Here is a 20,522-nt window from a genome sequence, read left to right as displayed (position 1 = left end):
CTTCTCTATTAGAATTGAAAAAAATAGTTTAATATTTAAAGAGATATCCAAAATAGATGAAGGGGTAGAGTTATGGCAAAGCCACAAGAAAACAGTTTATTGGCACAAATTGAAGCCATAGCACAAGGGTTAAGTGAGACCTTCGCCCCTTTCTGTGAAGTAGTGGTTCATGATCTGAAAAACCCCGAACATTCGATTATTTCGATTCATAACAACCTCTCTGGGCGCAAAGAAGGTCAACCGACAACTGAATTGGGTCTCGCCCGTATTGAATCCGCCGATTTCCCCAATATCATCGCCAATTATGCCAATCAATTTCCAGATGGACGCCCAGCCAAGAGCACATCAATCGGTATCAAAGATGAAACTGGGCAATACGTTGCTGCATTGTGCCTCAATTTAGATATGACCCAGTTTCGCAGTATGCAAAGTATGCTGTCACAATTTACAGAGGTGGGATGCAGCCCCGTCAAAGAGCATCTAGAACCCAACGGCAGCGAAGCTATTCGTACTCGCATCGATCAATACGCCGCTTCTATCGCCGCCACTCCACGTACCTTGAAGGCGGATGACCGAGTTGCCTTAATCGAGATTTTACGCAAAGAAGGTCTTCTTGATATTAAAAAATCCATGGATACCATCGCGCAACACCTTGGGGTTTCTCGAGCTTCGGTCTATTTATATGCCAAAAAAGACAGTTAAAAATCCCAAATTGCTTTTCCTTGCCAGCATTCATCGATCAACGTTAGGAAGTAGCTCACTTTGAGCGGCAAATAACGTTTTGTCGGATATAAAGCGCAAATCGATGATTCTTGGCGAGAAAATTCACTCAATATCGGTAGTAGTCGCCCTTGCTGAATAGCAGTTCCCACTAAGAAAACCCCTAACTGGCAAATTCCTTCGCCTTCAATGCTGGCATCTAGAATTGCCTGAGTGTCATTCAACGTCAGGCGCCCTGATACGGGTAATAGTTGCTTTCCCTGAGGGGTATGAAATTGCCACGAAACCACACTGCCCCGATGTTTAAACGCCAACTTTTGGTGCTTTACTAACTCTGAAATGCTCTGCGGAGTACCATATCGTTGTAAATAGGCAGGAGATGCACAAGTAACCATTCGATGTGGCGCTAAGACTTTACGGATCAGCCGGTTATCATCATTTCCCCCAATACGAATGGCGAGGTCAAACCCTTCCCCGACAATATCGCTATAGTCATCCGAGAAATGAACATCTACCTCCACATTAGGCCATCGCCGTACATATTCTTTGACAATAGGCATGATGTACAAACGTCCAAATATGACCGGAGCCGTAATGCGCAATAACCCTTTCGGTTGTTGTTGTCCCTGACTCAGTTCATTTTCGATATTGGCGACTTCGTGTAAAATTTTGAGCGCCCCTTCATACACCGTTTGCCCTTCATCACTTAAGCGAAGACTTCGCGTTGTGCGATGCAATAAGCGAATTTGTATTCGGTTTTCTAATCGCGCGACACATTTCCCGACGGCTGAACGCGAAATACCCAGTCTTTCCGCAGAATGCGTGAAGCTTCCTGTTTCAACCACATCCACAAAGACTTTCAAGTCGAACAAGTTATCCATCAGTAATGATGCTGAATTAGACACGATTTATCCCCAATGAAGCCACAGCAGTGATATTTATTATCAATAATGTCCCAGATAAGATCAATTCACGCTTGAAACTATTTACTGACCGTAATTATTTGGAACTTTATATGATGAATACAATAACGATTGAAGCCAATGCAACTTTTCAACAGCGATGGGGAGCCATCCTGACGCTCATGTTGGCGACCTTCAGTGTGGTGACAACCGAGATGATCCCTGTAGGGCTATTAACGCCGATTGTGGAAGATTTTTCTGTTTCTTTAGCAACCACCGGTTTCTTAATGACACTTCCTGCTATCAGCGCCGCCATCAGCTCACCGCTGATTGTGTTATTTACGCGTTCTGTTGACCGCAAAACACTGTTATTGATTGGGGCGCTTTTACTAACCCTTTGTAACTTAGTGGCGGCTTTAACACCGTATTATTGGCTACTCTTGATCAGTCGTCTTTTTGTTGGCGTTTGTATTGGCATTATTTGGGCATTAGCAGGCGGGTTAGTGCCTCGCTTAGTGGTAGCCCCCTCTGTCGCGCTAGCAACGTCGTTAGTTTTTGGTGGCGTGGCAGCAGCGTCTGTATTGGGCGTACCTTTCGGCGTTTTAATGGGCGAATGGCTAGGCTGGCGTGTCGCATTTGCTTCAATGTCCTTTATTTCATTGCTACTTTTCCTCTCTTTACTCACGCAATTACCTTCTCTTCCCGCGATGACGTCTCCCACATTCAAAACGTTTATCACTGAAATTAAGCGTCCCATCATTATCAATGGGCTGCTAATAACGCTGCTTATTGTATCCGGGCATTTTATGGCATTTACCTATATTCGTGCGCTGCTATCCAATAATGATTTGATTTCAGTCGACCTTTTAGGGGGTTTATTACTGATTTACGGGTTGGCAGGTATCGTAGGTAACTTCCTATTTGGGCTCACCGCCAACAAACACCTAAATTTTACGGTCGTGATGATAGCCAGCGGTCTTATCTTAAGTTTAGGAGCATATATATTCTTTCCAATGAGTGTATGGATGGCATTATCCATCATGGTACTTTGGGGAATTGCTTATGGTGGCGTATCTGTCACTTTAATGACTTGGATGATGCGTTACAGCGCCCATAATATTGAAGCCACAAGCTCCCTGTATATTGCCTTTTTTAATAGCGGAATCGCCTTAGGCTCTGCGCTTGGTGGTGCTTTCGTCTCACTGTATGGGTTAATTGGCAATTTACATGTCGCGGTATTGTCATTTGTAGCTGCGCTTGCGCTGTTAGGGATCAATGATTACCAGAAAAAAGCTCGCTAAATTCTCTAACAAAGTCGATTTATTATTAATAACTAAAGTAAATGGCGTTTAAATTAGTAACGATTGTTTTTTTTAGCGCTAGCCTTTCTTGCTGAGTTATTGCATAAATAGCTATCACCAAAAATAGGGAAATAAAATGACAAAAACAGCACCATTAACACTGTATTACGATACCTTTGGTCAGTCAGAACATCCTGCTGTCGTACTTATTGCAGGGTTAGGTGGACATAACATTAGTTGGACATCAGAATTTTGCCAACAAATTGCAGATGCAGGCTTTTATATTATCCGTCCCGATAACCGTGATGCGGGCTTATCGCCACATTTAGATAATTACCCGCCACTGAATATCGGAGAAATGGCTGAGCGATTACAAAACGGCGAGCATGTCGATGTTCCCTACACCTTATTTGAAATGGCCAATGATATTATCGCCTTGTTAGATGCCTTATCCATCGAAAAAGCCCATATTGTAGGGCGTTCAATGGGCGGAATGATAGCGCAAGTAGTAGCATCAAAAGTTGCGAACCGCACTCTTTCACTTTGTCCAATTATGTCATCAACTGGCAATCCGCAATTACCGCAAAGCGAGCCGGATGTCATGAAAATGCTCATGTCTCCTAGCGTAGATCCTAAACAGGATTTTGAAGGCTACATTGCTGGGCAACTCGCATTTTACCGCCGTATTAGCTCAACATGCGTACCGTTTGATGAAGAAAATTGCCGTGACTATATTACGCAAGCATTCCAGCGTAACTACTCTCCTGAAGGTACTAAACGTCAGCTAGCTGCCGTTGCAGTAACGGGTGATTTAAGACCTCTCCTCGGTGCCATCACTGCCCCAACGCTGGTAATTCACGGCTCTGTTGACCCATTATTCCCCGTCACTTCAGGTCAGGATATTTTTGATAATATTGAAACGGCAAAATTAGAAGTGATTGAAGGTATGGGGCACGATACGCCAGCCGCATTAAACCCTCAAATTGCTGAAATGATTATTGAGAATATGCGAGATAGTGAAGTTAATTAATAAAGTTAAGTTTGTAAATAAGCGCCTGAATAAAGGCGTTTATTTATAGCCAGCCTTGCTGTTTATGTTGTGCGCAAATTGGGCACAGGGTTTCTTCCGAAGTCCATGCCGAAAAAGGTAATTGGCATTTTTGGCATGTCCCTTCAAAATAATGGAAATGCTGTGGTTCGCTATTTTTTGCTACGTGAGGGTGAACTTGAATTGATTTTGGGAAACAGACCACTTGGCAGCTCATACAGCCGGTACAACGCTTATCGTCTAAACTAAATTGATGATCTTCAAGCTCTATCGCCTGCTCATCACACACTTTCGCGCATGCGCCACATAAAATGCAACTCGCCGTATCTAATGCAATATGGAACCAGCTATCTTCAGGATAAAACTGTTTTCTGGCATTTAATCCCGTTTTAACCTTGCCACTATCTAATGGCTGACTATCTAATTTTTGACGAAAAAGCATTCTACGCCGCCCACTATCCACTTCCGCAGGTTTGGTGATGGTCAAACTCCAAATAGGCTCTTGTAATGCTTCCAGTTTTAAATTTAATGCGGCTAAGGCTGGCAACCATTTGTCCACCAACGGTTCGGGAATTTGCATACCTCGAATGGCATATTGACGATGCCAAACAATCAGTTCTTCAGGGCTAGCAAGTGGCTCATCATGGCTGATAACCAAAAAGCCATTTTGGTAGGTTCGTTCATGAGGTTGAATATTTTCAATGGCATCGACTGGACAGGTAAACAGGCAGTTACCGCATTGATAACACAGTTCATTATCAATTTTCGCATCCATAAAACCAAAAGAAATCGCCCCCACAGGACAGCTGCTCGCACAGTTGTCACAAACACTATTTTTCAAGCGCTTATGGACACACTTTTCATTAATAACAGGTTCTGGAGGAAGATCTAACTGAATGAACCGCCGCATAATCTATTCGTTTACCTTTGATGATTAAGCTTAATAACTTTCTATCATCTTAATGCAACGGCTTAAAATTAACATGACATAAATTAAAAATTAACGAGATATGACGGCATTACACGCAAAGACACTCACTTGCTCTAGGATTTTGTCCAATAAATCTTTATCAAGATTTTTTTGATTCAAGCGTTTTAATAGTGATTTTTTCGCAATCACAAATCCCAAAACTTGCCCAATTAAAGCATGTGCTGAAATAATCGCCGTTGCTTGATCTTTATCCGTAATAAATTGGACAAGTGAAGTTAAGCGAGAATGAAAAGGCTCGATAAACTCTTTAAAGATAATATCTGCATTTTCTGTAGGTTCTAACTGCTCTCTTAAGATTAATATTGAATAATACTCATGTTCCGGTGACAGCAACGCCAACCCTAGCCCTTTTATTAATAGTCGGAGTAATGATTCAACCTCTATTACCTCATGACTTGCCCGTGATTTTAATTGCTCAAACTGCACATCAAATATGCTCACATTGCTCATTTGGGCAAGATCTGCCGCAATTTTATGGATAACAGCTGCATAGACCCCCATCTTTCCTCCCATATGATAAGGGATGGCAGATTGGTTAACTCCAGCACTTTCAGCCAGTTGACGAGTTCTCACGCCATTAATACCATAAAGAGCAAACTGTTTGATGCCTTCATTGATTAATTTTTCTTTCGTCAGCTCCGAAGAGAGTGTGTTTTTGTTTATTTCTGTCATATGCAGCTGAAACCCTAATTACATTAAATGAGTAACATTATACGTCGGCACGCATTAAATGCGTCGAATTATTATTTAATTCTATCCCCTTATCTTTTCCCACAATAACGGTACCGCCTAAATTACATAAATGATAATCAAAGGCACAATTGGGTTCAAACGCAAATGTCATTCCTGCTTTTAAGATTAATTCACGCCCAGGATTAGGCAGTCGGCTTATATGTCCATATTTTTGAGCTAACGGTAATATTTCGATTCCGGGAGCCGTACCAAAACCAATTGGACCATAAGGATTAATGCTATGAATAAGCGGATGAACATGCCAACCTTTTGCCTTTAATAATGGTTGTTCCATTTTGTCCACCAACTCCCCAAAGGTAATGCCTTCTTTGAGATTCTCTACACCTATCTCATAACATTCTCGCGAAACTTGCGCAGCTCGCTCAATATTCGGATGTATTTTCCCCACCGCTACCGCAGCTTGATGCTGAGTTTCATACATCCCATACAGTGCAAAAATTTCAGTTAATACAATATCTCCATATTGTATTTTCCTCGGTTTTTGCGAACGGTACTGCCATGCTGGTTGTCCCCAACCAATATATTCAGGACCTGACCCCATCAAAATTTCTGCGGTAAACCCACCCATCGATAAACACGTTGAAGTCACTGCCGCAGCAATATCCGCTTCGGTATTTCCGGGAATAGCTGTTTTGCGCATCGCCTCACTCATGGCTTCACCAATCATGGCTGCATGTTTGATGTGCGCGATTTCCTCATCACTTTTGACCGAGGCTAATTGGAAAAAGGCTTTATAAACAGGCACAAAATTTACATTCGGTAATTGCTCTTTAATACCTGACAGCGTATTAAACGGCATCGCACCATCAAAATAGAACGGCGGATATGGTTCAAGCCCAATGACGCCTATCTGAGCATTCGGTGATACCCCTAACTGAATCAAAATATTGCCGATATTGCGCCCTGTTTTTCCCACCATAATCTGCTCAGGTGAAATCCATTGCATATCATTGCGTATAGACGCCTGCATATGGTCAGCCACCATCATCGGCGCAAATGTTACCACTATTGGTGCTTTATCTTGATGGAACAGCACCACAGATCCTAGTCTGTCATTGGTAAAATAATGATCGATACAAAATGGTGCAGGTGCGGCGGACTCCCTATCGCCATACACCATCAAAACTTCCAAATCATGCTCCTTCATAATTTTACGAGCCAAACCCCATCGTCTATCACGCTCTTTAAGGGTAAATGAAGCTGGTATCATTGAATTCATCATAATTTCCTCGTTTATATTATATTTAATTCATTTGAATGAATTAAATATTGATCGCAATGATACTGAAGTCAAATAAATCATAAGCATTAAGTGCTATCACTTGGAAATTACTTGCCCCAAAAACGGATAATGAATTGAAAATTCAGCGATAAATAAACAACGCTCCAACCAAACATTTTGATCATCCTTTGAATAGTTTCGAGTGTATACTAGAGTAATCTCAACATTTTTAACCCTAACCGATGCCAAATGACATCCCCTACCATTCCCAACCAAAGGTTTGTATATGAATAATTTTGAGTTTTACAACCCAACGCGCATTGTTTTTGGTGAAGGTAAAATAAGTGAATTGAACCGATTGGTTCCCGCGAATGCAAAAGTCCTCGTGCTATTTGGCGGTGAAAGTGCTCGCAAGAATGGCACCCTCGATGAAGTTGCGAGTGCATTGAAAAATCGCCAGATTGGCTATTTTGGTGGGATTGAAGCCAACCCTCGCTATGAAACCTTAATCAAAGCTGTCGCGCAAATTGAACACGAAGGTTATGATTTTTTACTGGCTGTTGGCGGTGGCTCCGTCATTGATGGTACTAAATTTATCGCGGCGGCAGTCAATTACGCAGGAGATAAATGGGAAGTGGTGACCAGCGGCGGTGCCACTATTGAACACGCATTACCTTTTGGTACGGTGTTAACCCTCCCTGCTACTGGCTCTGAAATGAACAAAGGCTCTGTGATCACGCGTGAAGAATTACACGCCAAATTAGCCTTTATGAGTGACAAAGTTTTCCCTCAATTTTCTATTTTAGACCCGGTTAAAACCTACTCATTACCACCTCGTCAAATCAGCAATGGGGTTGTGGATGCGTTCGTACACGTTATCGAGCAGTACCTCACCTACCCTGTAAATGCCAATGTTCAAGACGCATTTGCTGAAGGTCTACTGAGAACCTTGATCGATATTGGTCCGAAAGCCTTAGCAAATCCAACCAATTACGATGTGCGCGCCAATTTAATGTGGACCGCAACGTTAGCGTTAAATGGTTTAATTGGTGTTGGCGTACCGCAAGACTGGGCAACCCACATGTTAGGTCATGAAATCACCGTTCTCTACGGTTTAGATCATGCCCAAACCTTAGCCATTATCCTGCCTTCCTTAATGGAAGAAAAACTGCCTCAGAAACAAGCGAAAATGGCGCAGTATGCAGAACGCGTCTGGGATATCCGTGAAGGCAGCGAAAAAGAAAAAGCACTCAAAGCCATTGAATTAACAAGAGACTTTTTCGAATCAATGCAAGTGAAAACACGCTTTAAAGATTATCAGCTCAACCAAGATATCGTAGAGCCTTTAGTTGAGAGCCTCGTGGCGCATAGCATGGTGACACTCGGGGAACACCGTGATATTACCCCTGAAGTGAGCCGTCGAATTTATCTCGCTTCATTATAATGACCGTGTATTATCAAAAGAGCGCATTCCCTTGCGCTCTTTTTTAATGACTCGAACAGGGTTTTAAGTTCACTTCCGCGACCAACCATTTCAACAATAACGCCGCGCACCAAAAACGATGACTTTTGATATTGAGAAAGGCAACCGACTCTTAATTTATATGCCGATTAAATAGGATGATGAATCAATAATTAATTGATTTTTTATGCAGTTAAGCTGATAGCAGATAACTCTACTATCTGCGTCGCCGCTATCTTTAGCCAGATAATTGGTTGGCAATGGCACAATAGCATGATCAAAATATTGTTTTGATTTCCCGCCCTAATAACCCGTTTCTTGGTGCCGCAATTTTATGTATTTTATATAATAAAATTATATAAAACATTTTTGTAACAATCGTTTTTATAACAACCATTTTTATAACAACAATGTACTCCTAGGTCGTGAGCCATGTTTTCTAAATCCAATATCTCGAATACTGCCCTGCTCGCGTCTTCGCTGCTATTAACCATCGGGCGCGGCGCCACATTACCATTTATGGCGATTTATCTGACACGCCAATACCATATGGCGATCGATATCGTCGGTGTTGCTATGACTATTGCCTTAACGGTCGGCGTGCTATTCAGTATGGGATTTGGCATGCTGGCGGATAAAGTCGATAAAAAACGCTGCATGCTTATTGCGGTGATAGCGTTTATTTGTGGATTTATTGCAATTCCGCTGATGAACAATGCACTATTGGTGATTATATTTTTCTCACTAATTAACTGCTCTTATTCTGTTTTTTCGACTGTATTAAAAGGCTATTTTGCAGATACTTTGTCATTATCCTTAAAAACTAAAGTATTTTCCCTCAACTACACCTTTATCAATATCGGTTGGACGGTCGGGCCCCCAATGGGCACATGGTTATTAATGTACAGCATTAATTTACCATTTTGGCTAGCGGCAGTCTCCGCAGCCGCCCCTATCTTTTTTATTCAGCGATTTGTTCAAAGCACCAAACCTGCTAGCCATGTTGATGGTCAACCGCGAGTGTGGAACCCTAAAGCAATGCTCCACGACCGTGCATTGGCTTGGTTTATTCTCTCCACTTTTCTCGGCTCACTCGTTTTCGGCTCTTTTACCACGTGGATCTCCCAATATGTAATCACCGTTGCTAACAGTGATTTTGCACAAGCAGTAATTGGTGTGATTTTACCTGTCAACGCCGTCGTCGTTGTCACTTTGCAATACACGGTAGGTAAACGTATTACGCCGGATAACTTAAGACGCTTAATGACCATTGGTAGCGTATTCTTTCTAGGGGGATTAGCGGTATTTATGGGATCTGGGGATAATCTCTATTTATGGGCGTTAGGTTCATTTATCTTCACATTGGGCGAACTTATTTACGCACCAGGGGAATATATGCTAATTGATAGCATTGCCCCTGAAGGCATGAAATCCAGCTATTTTTCTGCTCAAGCGCTGGGGCTACTTGGCGGGGCATTTAACCCTATGATGACGGGGTTCGTTCTGACTGAACTTCCTCCGTATTTTATCTTTATTATCTTAATGGTAGTGACAGTGCTGGCATGGTTAAGTATGCTTAATGGCATGCGAATTAAAAATAAACAAACCCTCGCATTGGCAATATAAACTGCGGTAAACGTAGTTTGCTGTATAAATAATGTTCCTTATGTTTAATTACCCGCTAATAGCTATTATTAGCGGGTTTCTTTTTTCTGTTTCAATGCCCTATTTCAACAGACTCATTTTTAAGGTTTCTCCGAGAATTTTTATCGCGTTACGCCGTCTTGGGATCAACTCTAAAGCATAATTAATACGCAGGTGGTTTGGGTAGCAATCGCCTGTAGCAAAGTGGGTTCCCGTCAATACCGTCACTTTATTGCGATGTAAAATCTCCATCAATTTCGCAGTATCTGCTGCCGGATGCTCGACCCATAATGAAAATCCACCTTGAGGCCTTGAAATTCGAGTATTAGCAGGAAAATGCGTTTCAACTAATTCCCGATATTGACATTGTAATTCACGATATTGCTGACGCATTCGGCGTAAATGCAAAAAATAGTGCCCTTCTTTTAAGAAATTACTCATCACTTGCTGCATAAAAACTTCGCCAGAACAATGCGATAAGTATTTTAAATGCATAACTTTCTCTTTGTATTTACCGGGGATTATCCACCCCGTCCGTGTTCCCGGTGCAACGGTTTTAGAAAATGAACTGCACAGAATCACATGACCTTCGGTATCCAGAGATTGGATCGTTGACGGACGCGGATAAGCATATGCAAGAGGCGCTAAACAATCATTCTCGATAATCGTACCTTGATATCGATTAGTCATCTCAAGCAACCTTTGTTTATTTTTTTCCGGCATAATACTGCCCATCGGGTTATTGCATGTCGGCGTGACCACCACCGCTTTGACCTGCCAACATTGGAAAGCTTCTTCTAACCTCTCCAAGTTAATCCCTGTTTGGGGATCAACGGGAATTTCGATGATTTTACGGCCCAGCCCATAAAGCGTTTGCAATAATCCGGGAAACGTCGGTGATTCAACAGCAACCACATCATTGGCTTGGGTACATGCTTGAATTGCAATAGAAATCGACTGATGGGCACTGGTAGTTGTCACAAGATCATCAGGGGTAAATGACTGACGATAATCAGATACATGATAGATTTGCTCTCTGAGCGCGGCTAACCCTTGCAAGCTATCATACTCAAGTGTTAACGGATTACGACGCCGCGCCACCATATTCATTTCTTGCCATAATGGCTCTAAGGTTTTATCTGCAATATTAGGTACCGCACACGATAATGATGTGACTCCTGCACGCTCTTCAACACGCAGGAAGTCCATCGTCGGGTTCCATTTATCAATATGAACAGGCTTTTGAATATAGTTAGCCACTTTAGGCAATGGTGCTGTGGCCTTTTCAGGGATCACAAAATAACCCGATTTCGGTACTGCATAAATGAGCTGACACCGTTCCAGTTCACGATAAGCCAGTTGAGCCGTGGTAATGCTCACATCATGGCAGCGACTAATATCACGTACCGACGGCATTTTCTCCCCACCAAGAAACTCTCCTCGATGGATTTTACTCTGCAGCATTTGGGCTATTTGTTTATAGAGCATCGCACTCATTTCCTTAAAATCGAATCCCGTATCTGTAATGTAATACAGATTTCGCTGAGATGATCTGTATTTTACAAAAAAGCCAATCTGTCACTTTTTTAAGTCAATTTCTCATGCGAAGCTAAATAAACAAAATACAGCAATAGGATTTTATTTATGGAATATGAAAAAAATATAAAGGGCAAACCATACCCAAAATTTATATTAACACAACCAATTACATTCATCTTTCGATGGGTAATCTCATTATTTACAAGGAAAAAATATGAGAAATATAAAAATCAAAAAATCTAAGAGTTTATTTAAAAAAATTAAATCGACCTTAATTAAATTAATTTTCGAAGGATATAAAACAGAAACCGCGCACTATAATAAATAGAAAACGATAATTGTAAATTCAAAACTATCTAATTAGAGAATATATATGATATTTATATTGAAAATTGCTGCGGCAATAGAGATATTGGCGCAGCCTTATTCTATTTCAAAATAGACCTTATTATTTTTTTGCAGATTCTTTTAGTAATAATGCCCGCTTTCGGTCGATCCCCCAGCGATATCCCGATAATCCACCATCCGTTCTCACTACTCGATGGCATGGAATCACTACAGCTAGCATGTTTGCACCACATGCATTCGCCACTGCTCTAAACGATTTAGGTGTTCCCATCTTTTCTGCGATTTCACGATAACTCACCGTTTTCCCAACAGGAATATTCCTTAACACTTGCCACACTCGTTGCTGAAATGCAGTTCCTCGAATATCCAAAGGAAGATCAAAACCTATTTCTGGGGCTTCAATAAACCCAATAACTTTAGAAACCACTTGGTCGAATGCTTTATTTCCACCAATCAACTGAGCATGGGGAAATTTATCCTGTAAGTTATTTAGCAATTGTTCAGGGTCATCTCCGAATAAAATTGCACAAATGCCTATCGGACTTTGTGCAACCAGTACATTTCCTAGCGAGCAAACGGCCAGAGCAAAATAGATTTTGCTTCCTTCACCACCTAATTTCCACGCTGTCGGCGTCATGCCCAATCGCGAATTTGCTGTTTCATAAAAACGACTGTTCGAATGAAAACCCGCATTATAAATAGCGTCAGTGATCCGTTCATTTTCCTGTAATTGTGCTTGTACTTTCTGATGAAGATAAGCATCGCGATAGGCTTTAGGCGTTAATCCAGTTTGTAATTTAAATAATCGATGAAAATGAAACGGGCTTATTCCGACATAATCAGCTAACTCAGCCAATGTATATTTCTGGGTGTTTTGCTCAATATACCGACAAGCAAGCTCAATTTTTTCTTGATAAAACTGAGCTTGCTGTGACATTTCGTGACGACGACGTTTTCCCGACTGAAAACCCTGCGCTATCGCTTGCTGCTCATTATCAAAAAACAGCACATTATCTCTCTTCGGTAATCGCCCCGCAGCGGATGGATGGTTATAAAGTTTCGATGTTTTCACACCATACACAAAATAACCATCTGCAGCTTTATCGCGTAGTTTCAGTGCATTCCAGCGCTGCTCATCTGTGGCCCATTGATTTTTCGTCGACATATATTTAGCCCTTTACTGATTTCACCGTGATCAGTATCTCTGGTTATTATATGTCGAACACTCCAAACCTTGCTTTTTAATTCGCGCTACACATTACGTCCTGCGTTTGTGTTTCGCTATTTTTCCGGCGTACAATCAGCAAAATCACTATAAACCCGACTATCGCCAATAATGCGCCCATAAAACTCATCGTCGTGTAGCTGTAGCCATGGGATAAAATCGCCGCACCGACAGCCGCTCCAATGGCATTTCCCAAATTAAATGCACCAATATTCACGGAGGATGCTAGCGCTTGCGCGCCAACAGCCGCATTCATCACTAAAATTTGAATGGGTGGGACGAGTGCAAAGCTAACAATACTCCAGAATAATAAACCAACGGTAGCTCCAGCGATATTTGTCGCAATTATTGGAAACATCACCATGCTTATTGCAGATAATACAAACAAGGTTAATAAAGTTGGATATAAGTTTTTATCCGCAAAATAACCACCAAGATAATTACCGATACTAAAACCAAGGCCAATGACCATTAACATCATTGTAATTGTCTGATCTGAAGCCTGAATAAAATTCATTAACATTGGTGTTATAAACGTATACAAGGTAAACATTGCACTTGCTCCGAGTACCGTCGATAACATACCTAACATCACTAATGGGCGCTTTAAAATACGCAATTCATTTTTAACGTTAACCTGGCTACCTTGTAAACGTGCAGGAATCGCAAAAATTAAACTGGCGATCGTGAGCAATCCAATACCCGAAATTAAATAGAATGCCTCACGCCAGCCGATTAATTGCGTTATTTTAGTGACTAATGGAACGCCACCAATACCCGCAATGGTCAGCCCCATAAACATTGCCGCAATCGCACTCGCTTGTTTACCAGCAGGAACCACACTGGCCGCAACAATGGCACCTAAACCAAAAAATGCCCCGTGATTTAGGCTAGTAATTAACCTTGAAAGTGACAGCGTCACCAAGTTAGGCGCTAAACCCGATAATAAATTCCCCACCGTGAAAATAGCCATTAAAAAAACCAACGCAACTTTTGGGCGCTTACTCACTAATAATAGCGTCATGATTGGCGCTCCAATCATCACTCCCAGCGCATAAATCACCACAATCGCACCGACAGAAGGAATGCTTTCATTCAGGTTTTCAGCGATATAGGGAAGCATTCCCATCGGAGAAAACTCGGTAATACCAATGGCGAATGCTCCAACAGATAACGCGAGCAATGCTGTGTTTATTCTCATTTTTATGCCTTATAAACCAATATCAATTGACCGGCGGCAATTCTTCCATATTGAAAGCGGTTGAAAAACCCATTATGGTGAGAATAACTTTTGCGGGAAATGCAATAATGAAAATCACATTAGAAGAGCTCCAAACATTTATCAGCGTAGTCGATTACGGCTCTATTACAGCAGCAGCCGACCAGCAATGCATGACGATATCCACCGTGAGTCGTGCATTATTGCGTTTAGAAGAGAAAGTCAAAACCACGCTACTTTACCGAACCACTCGCGCCATCAAACTTAGTGATGAAGGTGCTGCATTTTTGCAAAAAGCGCGAGAAATAGTCCGACTAGCTCAAGAAGCCGAAGATTTGCTATCCGCTCGCCAATCGATTCCATCAGGTAAGCTACGCATTGATGCTTCTACCCCGTTTTTAACCCATGTAATTGCTCCGTTGATCCCTCTATTTTATGAACGATATCCCCAAGTTGAGTTAGAAATAAATAACTATGAAGGTGTGACAAACCTATTAGAGAAAAAAACGGATGTCGCGTTTAGAATTGGCACGTTAAAGGATTCTTCACTCAGTGCAACACTATTGGGTTATACCCAGAAAAGGCTAGTTGCTAGCCCCGCTTACTTAGAAAAATATGGAATACCGGAAACGATAGAGGATCTCCATAAGCATTGTTTGCTCGGTTTCACAACGCCAGAGTCATTAAATTATTGGCCACTCGAAAACGCCGATGGCAGCTTACTCAAAATTACCCCCCCATATCGCCTGCGCCAGTGGCGAAGTGCTACATCATTTAGCGCTGCAAGGAACTGGCATTCTCTCTTCTTCCGACTTTGTAAGCTTAGATGCCTTTGCCAATGGCGGACTCGTGAAGGTGCTAGAACAAAAAACGATAACAATGAAACAGCCGATTAATGCTGTCTATTATCGCAACCAAGCTGTTTCTCCAAGGCTACGCTGCTTTATTGATTTTATTAAAAAACATTCGACAAAAATCGACCCGAGTTAATTCTTATTCACTCTTTTTCTAAACTCACTTAATGTTGCACCAGTATGCCGCTTAAAATAGCGGCATAAATACGAGGTGTCTTCAAAATTTAATTCATCCGCAATACCCTGAATGGTGAACGTTCCTCTCTCTAACAGAGCTTTAATCTCTAAAACCACTTGTCTATCAATCAGTGCCTTGGGCGGATCGTTGAAGAAGTCCTTCACAATTTGCGATAAATAAAACGGTGTAATCGAAAGTTGATTCGCATAGAACTTAACCTCTCTTTGCTGTTTACAATGCTGGGTTATTAATGTCCAAAATTGCCAACATAATTGTGATTTACGGCTACGTTCATCTGAAAAATGGGATTGTGCATGATTGACCTGATTAGCAATTTCTAAAAATAGATTTTGTAAATGTTGCCGTAATTGTAATTTCCCATACTCTGCGCGTTCTTGGTGGTAATATAAAAATAGCTGATACCAATGTGAAAATAGTGTGGATTGTGCCGATGACATTGATAAACGTGGTTGAAAATTAAAATAGGCAAACAATGAATTAGGTAAAACAAATGCAATATCTGTGGCAAACGTCTTATCAATATGGATGTAATCTACAATAAAATTCCGAGAACGCTTCTGTAACGTAACAAAAGTGTCATTATACAAAACAAAGAGCTCATTTTTGCGTAAGGCATAGCGCTTAAAATTAATATTGAAAATCCCAGCTCCTTGCCTACAAATACATAGCGTCACATAGTCTGGAGACAATACTGTATTTTGCAATTCATCCAGTGTCGTCGAGCCGATGCTGACTACCCCTTCCCATACAGATTGATGCTGCTGCAACTCTTTCATGTTCAACACACTCACATTTCATTCATGCCATTAGCTTTATTAACCTATTCTACCTAGTTTCTTTAAAATGTCAGTTTTCATAAGTACCCAAAATACCGAGGTTAAACTATTAAAAAAAACAAATAAATACCTAAAATAGGTGGCATAATATCAATGCAATAAAGAGAAAATAACATGATTTTATATACACAAAGGCTGATTTTACGCCCTTGGCATATTACTGATGCGGCAGACCTTTATCATTATGCAAAAGATGAACGTATCGGCCCTATTGCAGGCTGGCCACCTCACCAGAGCGTCGAAGAAAGTGCGAAAATTATTCAATCCATTTTTATGCGCGATGGTGTGTTTGCCGTTGCGCTAAAAGAAGATAACAAAGCCATTGGCTTGATTGGTTTATCTATCGGAAAAGAGAGTAATTTTCCAATTGGGGATAACGATGCGGAAGTGAGTTATTGGATAGGCGTACCATTTTGGGGAAAAGGGCTCATTCCTGAAGCTATCCGAGAAATCATGCGACATGGATTTAAAAATCTCAAACTGGATAATCTATGGTGCGGTTATTTCCAAGGTAATCAACAATCTAAAATTGCTCAAGAAAAATGTGGTTTCCAATATTACACAACATTAGCCCCACAATTTATTGAGCTTATTGGCGAGACAAAGACTGAAGAAATTAGTCGCATCACTTATCAGCAGTGGCAATCACAAGCTTAATAACCCTTACTACGCTATCTCAAAAAGATAGCGTACCCTTCAATACCATAATCTTGCAGTTTATCTGACTTTCAGCATGGATTTTGTAACAATCTACGGCAATATAATGAAAATATCCGACAGCCTACTTCCATCAATGCTATGATTTCCTGATATTTATAAACTACACGTCATACAATAAAAATATCCAAGGTAAACACATGCACGACTATGGTATTTGGACAATTATCACGCCAATTGTCACTATCCTTTTAGCTATTCTCACTCGACAGGTGATGCTTTCATTAATGCTCGGTATTTTAGTCGGTTTTACCGTCATTAATGACCACAATGTATTACTCGGCATTCGCGGAACTGTGGATGGCATCATCGATACATTTTCTTCCGCCGGCAACACTCGTACCATCGTCTTTATGGTCATGATTGGTGGGATTATGCGCCTAGTCGTCGTCACAGGCGGTGTTCGTGCATTAGTTCAGCTACTGACAAATAAAACAAAATTAATTAAGAATAGAACGGCAACACAATTACTCGCCATAGTCATTACTGCCTTAATTTTTATTGAGAGTTCCATCAACCAGTTAGTCGCGGGGGCATCCACTAAGAATTTAGCCAGACAATATGGCGTTGCCCCAGAAAAAATGTCATATCTTATTCAAACCGCCTGCGTTTCTGTTTGTTCATCAGCTATTATAAATGGTTGGGGTGCAGTGATTATGGGACTCATTGGTGTACAAATTTCCCAAGGTCTTATTTCAGGTGAACCCTTCGATATTTTAATTAAATCTATCGGCTACAACTTAATGGCATGGCTATCATTGGTCACCATTTTATTCTATGTGTTCACCAATGTTTCATGGGGACCAATGAAAAAAGCCGAAATGAAGTATCAAGAAAATTTCATGGCAGGAAAATTAGCCGAATCTTCACTTACAAATGAAGAGGAAGAGATTATTGAACATCCGAATGCCCATTCAGCCTTGAACTTTTTCATCCCTATTCTTTCTACTGTATTAATGGTTCCAGTGGCCTTATATATCACAGGTGATGGGGATTTCAGTAAAGGGAGCGGCTCAACGTCCGTTTATTGGGGCGTTATGTTCGGTACCGCAGTTTCTTTTTGTTGGTTTATCGGAAGAAGGCTATTAAATATTGATAGCTTCTTTAAAGAGCTATTTATTGGCTATGCCAGCATGTTAAAAATCAGCTCCATCATGATTTTAGCTTTCTTGATGGGAAATGTATCTTCTGAACTGAATACGGGCGCTTATATTGCTGAAGTCACTCAAGGCATTATGGCACCTGGATTCTCTATCGGCTTTATCTTTATCATTAGCGCTATTATGTCGCTGGCTACGGGTACCTCATGGGGAACCTTTGCCATTATGATCCCGATTGGTGTTCAATTAGGGTTATCCGTCGGTATGCCTATTGAATATATGATTGGCGCAGCCATATCAGGGTCTATTTTCGGCGACATGACCTCACCTATTTCTGCGGATGCCATTGTTGCCTCTATGGCTACTGATTGTGATCATATTGAACATATTCGCACTCAAATGCCTTATGCATTAGTAACAGCAAGCTTCGTACTTGCCATTTATCTCTATTTAGGATTTACCAATTAATACAGGGGAATTTAGATGTCTCTTCAACAAAAATTAACTCAGTTCGCAAAAGTTGACTTGCTTAAAGCATCGACCCCATTGAATCGACTCGATAATTTATCGCGTTTATATGGTCGAGAAATCTACATTAAACGCGATGATATGACGCCGTTAGCAATGGGCGGAAATAAGCTGCGTAAACTTGAGTTTTTAATGGCGGATGCCTTAGCCCAAAATGCAAAGATTATCGTGACAGCAGGTGCGATTCAATCAAACCATGTTCGTCAAACTGCTGCGGTAGCGGCAATGTACGGACTGAAATGTGTCGCTTTATTAGAAAATCCTATTCAAAGTGAAGACAGCAATTTCCTGCATAATGGCAATAAGCTCCTGACCGATTTATTTGGTACTCAATGCGTCATGTGTGACGAATTAACCGATCCACAAGCACAAATGGCAGAGTTAATTAAATCATTAGACTTGCAAGATGCTTATATCGTCCCTGTTGGTGGTTCCAACGGTCTGGGCGCATTAGGTTATGTTCAATGTGCGATTGAAATTGCTCAACAAAAACCGACCAATATTGAATTTGATAAAGTGATTGTGGCTTCTGGCAGTGCCGGAACTCACGCTGGCTTAGCGATTGGCTTACAAGAATTACTCCCTACTTCACAACTCATTGGTGTCACCGTTTCTCGTAAACAGCAAGATCAGGCACCAAAAGTTGAAAAACTGCAAACTGAATTAGCAGAATTACTGCAAATTAAAAAAACACCAGACATTACACTTTGGGATGATTTCTTCGCACCAATGTATGGCATGCCAAACCGCGGTGGTTTAGATGCAATAGCGCTATTAGCTCAAAAAGAAGGGATCCTTCTTGACCCAGTTTATACAGGAAAAGCCATGGCGGGTTTGATTGATTATTTAGACAATTCCTCTGAAAAAACACCTGTATTATTTGTCCATACTGGCGGTGCTCAAGCCCTTTTCGCCTATTCAGAAATTAACAAAACCATTAAATAATAAATATCGCTCTATGGAGTCAGTTATTTCCATAGAGCGCCTATTTTATACTCGCGATTTATTCGTTACCCATAACCCGAAGATAATCACTATCCCCCCCAATAATGCAGAGAATGTAATTTCCTCATTTAAAAACAGCGTTCCTATTATTACCGCCGTCAACGGATTAAGTGCAATGAATGACCCGGCTCCCGCGGCACCTAACTGATCAACACCTTGGTAATACCAAATATAAGCCAGTGCTGAGCCTAATATTCCAAGGTATAACAGGCTCATAACATCGGTATTTGTTAAGTGTATAATCGCGCTAAATGTTAATTGCCCCATGATACTTGACGCGATAACCAATAGTGCAGTTCCTAATAGCACGGCATATGCAACCGTATGTATAGCGCCAATTTCGCGGATAACATTTTTACCTGCAACGGTATAAATCCCCCAACTCACTACACAACCTAATATGGCAAGATCACCTTGGTTTGTTAAAAACCCACTCACATCTGACGTTTTTGCTGATAACAATATTGTTGCCCCTAATACACAACAACCAATACCCACACCTTTAATTTTCGTGATTTTTTCTCGCCATAATAAATAGGAAATTAAAGCAATCATCGCAGGATTAATTGCCACCAACAGTGCCGCTCGAGACGCAGGAATAAGCTGTAGCCCATAGAAAAAAAAGACTTGGTAGATAAATACACCGCTACATCCCAACAAGAGAATTTGAAAAAACTGACGCGAATTCACTTTTACCCAACCAATACGAGTGCAGCTCAGCAAAATAAGCAATGCAACACTCGCAAAAATAAAGCGAAGCGTCGCTGAAAATAATGGTGATATATCGGTTTGTAACATCCTACCAGCAATGAATGTTCCTCCCCATAATATCGAGACACATATCATTTTTAGAACAACAATATTGACTGACTTTTGTTGAACCTGCCTTTTGGTTATTTTTAATTCCAT

General features: G+C 41.1%; 17 protein-coding genes and 1 pseudogene. 9 read left to right on the top strand and 9 right to left on the bottom strand.

Annotation, left to right across the window (positions count from 1 at the left end; all coding sequences use genetic code 11):
* The first annotated feature begins 72 nt into the window (after positions 1 to 72).
* The gene (locus tag GKR61_RS04210) at positions 73 to 702 is read left to right on the top strand and encodes a helix-turn-helix transcriptional regulator (protein WP_036948015.1); all 630 of its coding nucleotides are present in this window, start codon (positions 73 to 75) and stop codon (positions 700 to 702) included.
* Here the strand turns inward: GKR61_RS04210 and GKR61_RS04205 are convergent.
* Positions 699 to 1,625: a LysR family transcriptional regulator gene (locus tag GKR61_RS04205; RefSeq protein WP_036948020.1), complete on the bottom strand. Its 927-nt coding sequence runs from the start codon at positions 1,623 to 1,625 to the stop codon at positions 699 to 701. The genes GKR61_RS04210 and GKR61_RS04205 overlap by 4 nt on opposite strands.
* A 110-nt stretch (positions 1,626 to 1,735) precedes the next feature.
* Between GKR61_RS04205 and GKR61_RS04200 the strand changes: the two genes are divergently transcribed.
* Complete coding sequence (locus tag GKR61_RS04200) at positions 1,736 to 2,923, top strand: MFS transporter (RefSeq protein ID WP_154639567.1); 1,188 nt, start codon at positions 1,736 to 1,738, stop codon at positions 2,921 to 2,923.
* A 136-nt stretch (positions 2,924 to 3,059) separates the two neighbouring features.
* Positions 3,060 to 3,953, top strand: coding sequence for an alpha/beta fold hydrolase (locus GKR61_RS04195; protein ID WP_036948025.1), 894 nt, complete (start codon positions 3,060 to 3,062; stop codon positions 3,951 to 3,953).
* A gap of 43 nt (positions 3,954 to 3,996) precedes the next feature.
* Here the strand turns inward: GKR61_RS04195 and GKR61_RS04190 are convergent, their stop codons facing one another.
* From GKR61_RS04190 to GKR61_RS04180, 3 genes are all read right to left on the bottom strand, one after another.
* Positions 3,997 to 4,881, bottom strand: a complete 885-nt coding sequence (locus GKR61_RS04190) for a 4Fe-4S binding protein (RefSeq protein ID WP_154634034.1) — start codon at positions 4,879 to 4,881, stop codon at positions 3,997 to 3,999.
* A 90-nt stretch (positions 4,882 to 4,971) separates the two neighbouring features.
* A complete protein-coding gene (locus tag GKR61_RS04185) occupies positions 4,972 to 5,634 on the bottom strand; it encodes a CerR family C-terminal domain-containing protein (RefSeq protein ID WP_036948028.1) in 663 nt (220 codons plus the stop codon).
* Positions 5,635 to 5,671: 37 nt separating this feature from the next.
* Positions 5,672 to 6,934, bottom strand: a complete 1,263-nt coding sequence (locus GKR61_RS04180) for a M24 family metallopeptidase (protein ID WP_195848061.1) — start codon at positions 6,932 to 6,934, stop codon at positions 5,672 to 5,674.
* Positions 6,935 to 7,223: 289 nt separating this feature from the next.
* Between GKR61_RS04180 and GKR61_RS04175 the strand changes: the two genes are divergently transcribed.
* Positions 7,224 to 8,381 carry an iron-containing alcohol dehydrogenase gene (locus GKR61_RS04175; RefSeq protein ID WP_154610133.1) on the top strand — a complete coding sequence of 386 codons (1,158 nt, stop codon included), beginning with the start codon at positions 7,224 to 7,226 and terminating at the stop codon, positions 8,379 to 8,381.
* Positions 8,382 to 8,831: 450 nt separating this feature from the next.
* Entirely contained in the window at positions 8,832 to 10,025 is a 1,194-nt protein-coding gene (ydeE, locus tag GKR61_RS04170) for an efflux MFS transporter YdeE (RefSeq protein WP_036948034.1), read from the top strand.
* Positions 10,026 to 10,124: 99 nt separating this feature from the next.
* Here ydeE and GKR61_RS04165 read toward each other — a convergent pair whose 3' ends face one another.
* The 3 genes from GKR61_RS04165 to GKR61_RS04155 all read right to left on the bottom strand — a co-directional run bounded on the left by GKR61_RS04165 (position 10,125) and on the right by GKR61_RS04155 (position 14,356).
* Complete coding sequence (locus GKR61_RS04165) at positions 10,125 to 11,531, bottom strand: aminotransferase-like domain-containing protein (protein ID WP_230083118.1); 1,407 nt, start codon at positions 11,529 to 11,531, stop codon at positions 10,125 to 10,127.
* 499 nt (positions 11,532 to 12,030) lie between these two features.
* Complete coding sequence (gene ada / locus GKR61_RS04160; protein WP_036948039.1) at positions 12,031 to 13,095, bottom strand: bifunctional DNA-binding transcriptional regulator/O6-methylguanine-DNA methyltransferase Ada; 1,065 nt, start codon at positions 13,093 to 13,095, stop codon at positions 12,031 to 12,033.
* Between the two features lie 76 nt (positions 13,096 to 13,171).
* Positions 13,172 to 14,356, bottom strand: coding sequence for an MFS transporter (locus tag GKR61_RS04155; protein WP_036948041.1), 1,185 nt, complete (start codon positions 14,354 to 14,356; stop codon positions 13,172 to 13,174).
* On the opposite strand from GKR61_RS04155, the pseudogene GKR61_RS04150 reads away from it, so the two are divergent.
* Positions 14,314 to 15,364: pseudogene (locus GKR61_RS04150) on the top strand (LysR substrate-binding domain-containing protein). The gene GKR61_RS04155 and the pseudogene GKR61_RS04150 overlap by 43 nt on opposite strands.
* Here GKR61_RS04150 and GKR61_RS04145 read toward each other — a convergent pair.
* Positions 15,361 to 16,203 carry an AraC family transcriptional regulator gene (locus GKR61_RS04145; protein WP_036948317.1) on the bottom strand — a complete coding sequence of 281 codons (843 nt, stop codon included), beginning with the start codon at positions 16,201 to 16,203 and terminating at the stop codon, positions 15,361 to 15,363. The pseudogene GKR61_RS04150 and the gene GKR61_RS04145 sit on opposite strands and share 4 nt — an antisense overlap.
* A 174-nt stretch (positions 16,204 to 16,377) precedes the next feature.
* Here GKR61_RS04145 and GKR61_RS04140 point away from each other — a divergent pair, with 174 nt between their 5' ends.
* From GKR61_RS04140 to GKR61_RS04130, 3 genes are all read left to right on the top strand, one after another.
* Positions 16,378 to 16,920 carry a GNAT family N-acetyltransferase gene (locus tag GKR61_RS04140; RefSeq protein ID WP_036948047.1) on the top strand — a complete coding sequence of 181 codons (543 nt, stop codon included), beginning with the start codon at positions 16,378 to 16,380 and terminating at the stop codon, positions 16,918 to 16,920.
* Positions 16,921 to 17,120: 200 nt separating this feature from the next.
* Positions 17,121 to 18,548 carry a Na+/H+ antiporter NhaC family protein gene (locus GKR61_RS04135; protein ID WP_036948049.1) on the top strand — a complete coding sequence of 476 codons (1,428 nt, stop codon included), beginning with the start codon at positions 17,121 to 17,123 and terminating at the stop codon, positions 18,546 to 18,548.
* 15 nt (positions 18,549 to 18,563) lie between these two features.
* Positions 18,564 to 19,553, top strand: coding sequence for a D-cysteine desulfhydrase (locus tag GKR61_RS04130; protein WP_036948052.1), 990 nt, complete (start codon positions 18,564 to 18,566; stop codon positions 19,551 to 19,553).
* Positions 19,554 to 19,598: 45 nt separating this feature from the next.
* Here GKR61_RS04130 and GKR61_RS04125 read toward each other — a convergent pair whose 3' ends face one another.
* Positions 19,599 to 20,522, bottom strand: a complete 924-nt coding sequence (locus GKR61_RS04125; RefSeq protein WP_154639566.1) for an EamA family transporter — start codon at positions 20,520 to 20,522, stop codon at positions 19,599 to 19,601.

It is taken from the genome of Providencia sp. wls1916 (genome assembly GCF_009706585.1).
Classification (GTDB): Bacteria; Pseudomonadota; Gammaproteobacteria; order Enterobacterales; family Enterobacteriaceae; genus Providencia; species Providencia lanzhouensis.
Note: the sequence above shows the minus strand (reverse complement) of the source record. Positions and strands in the feature narration are given on the sequence as shown.

Excerpts from the sequence above, each read along its gene's own strand:
- GKR61_RS04210 (WP_036948015.1), top strand. The coding sequence starts at position 73 with ATGGCAAAGCCACAAGAAAACAGTTTATTGGCACAAATTGAAGCCATA.
- GKR61_RS04200 (WP_154639567.1), top strand. The coding sequence starts at position 1,736 with ATGATGAATACAATAACGATTGAAGCCAATGCAACTTTTCAACAGCGA.
- GKR61_RS04195 (WP_036948025.1), top strand. The coding sequence starts at position 3,060 with ATGACAAAAACAGCACCATTAACACTGTATTACGATACCTTTGGTCAG.
- GKR61_RS04190 (WP_154634034.1), bottom strand. The coding sequence starts at position 4,881 with ATGCGGCGGTTCATTCAGTTAGATCTTCCTCCAGAACCTGTTATTAAT.
- GKR61_RS04185 (WP_036948028.1), bottom strand. The coding sequence starts at position 5,634 with ATGACAGAAATAAACAAAAACACACTCTCTTCGGAGCTGACGAAAGAA.
- GKR61_RS04180 (WP_195848061.1), bottom strand. The coding sequence starts at position 6,934 with ATGAATTCAATGATACCAGCTTCATTTACCCTTAAAGAGCGTGATAGA.
- GKR61_RS04175 (WP_154610133.1), top strand. The coding sequence starts at position 7,224 with ATGAATAATTTTGAGTTTTACAACCCAACGCGCATTGTTTTTGGTGAA.
- ydeE (WP_036948034.1), top strand. The coding sequence starts at position 8,832 with ATGTTTTCTAAATCCAATATCTCGAATACTGCCCTGCTCGCGTCTTCG.
- GKR61_RS04165 (WP_230083118.1), bottom strand. The coding sequence starts at position 11,531 with ATGCTCTATAAACAAATAGCCCAAATGCTGCAGAGTAAAATCCATCGA.
- ada (WP_036948039.1), bottom strand. The coding sequence starts at position 13,095 with ATGTCGACGAAAAATCAATGGGCCACAGATGAGCAGCGCTGGAATGCA.
- GKR61_RS04155 (WP_036948041.1), bottom strand. The coding sequence starts at position 14,356 with ATGAGAATAAACACAGCATTGCTCGCGTTATCTGTTGGAGCATTCGCC.
- GKR61_RS04145 (WP_036948317.1), bottom strand. The coding sequence starts at position 16,203 with ATGAAAGAGTTGCAGCAGCATCAATCTGTATGGGAAGGGGTAGTCAGC.
- GKR61_RS04140 (WP_036948047.1), top strand. The coding sequence starts at position 16,378 with ATGATTTTATATACACAAAGGCTGATTTTACGCCCTTGGCATATTACT.
- GKR61_RS04135 (WP_036948049.1), top strand. The coding sequence starts at position 17,121 with ATGCACGACTATGGTATTTGGACAATTATCACGCCAATTGTCACTATC.
- GKR61_RS04130 (WP_036948052.1), top strand. The coding sequence starts at position 18,564 with ATGTCTCTTCAACAAAAATTAACTCAGTTCGCAAAAGTTGACTTGCTT.
- GKR61_RS04125 (WP_154639566.1), bottom strand. The coding sequence starts at position 20,522 with ATGGAATTAAAAATAACCAAAAGGCAGGTTCAACAAAAGTCAGTCAAT.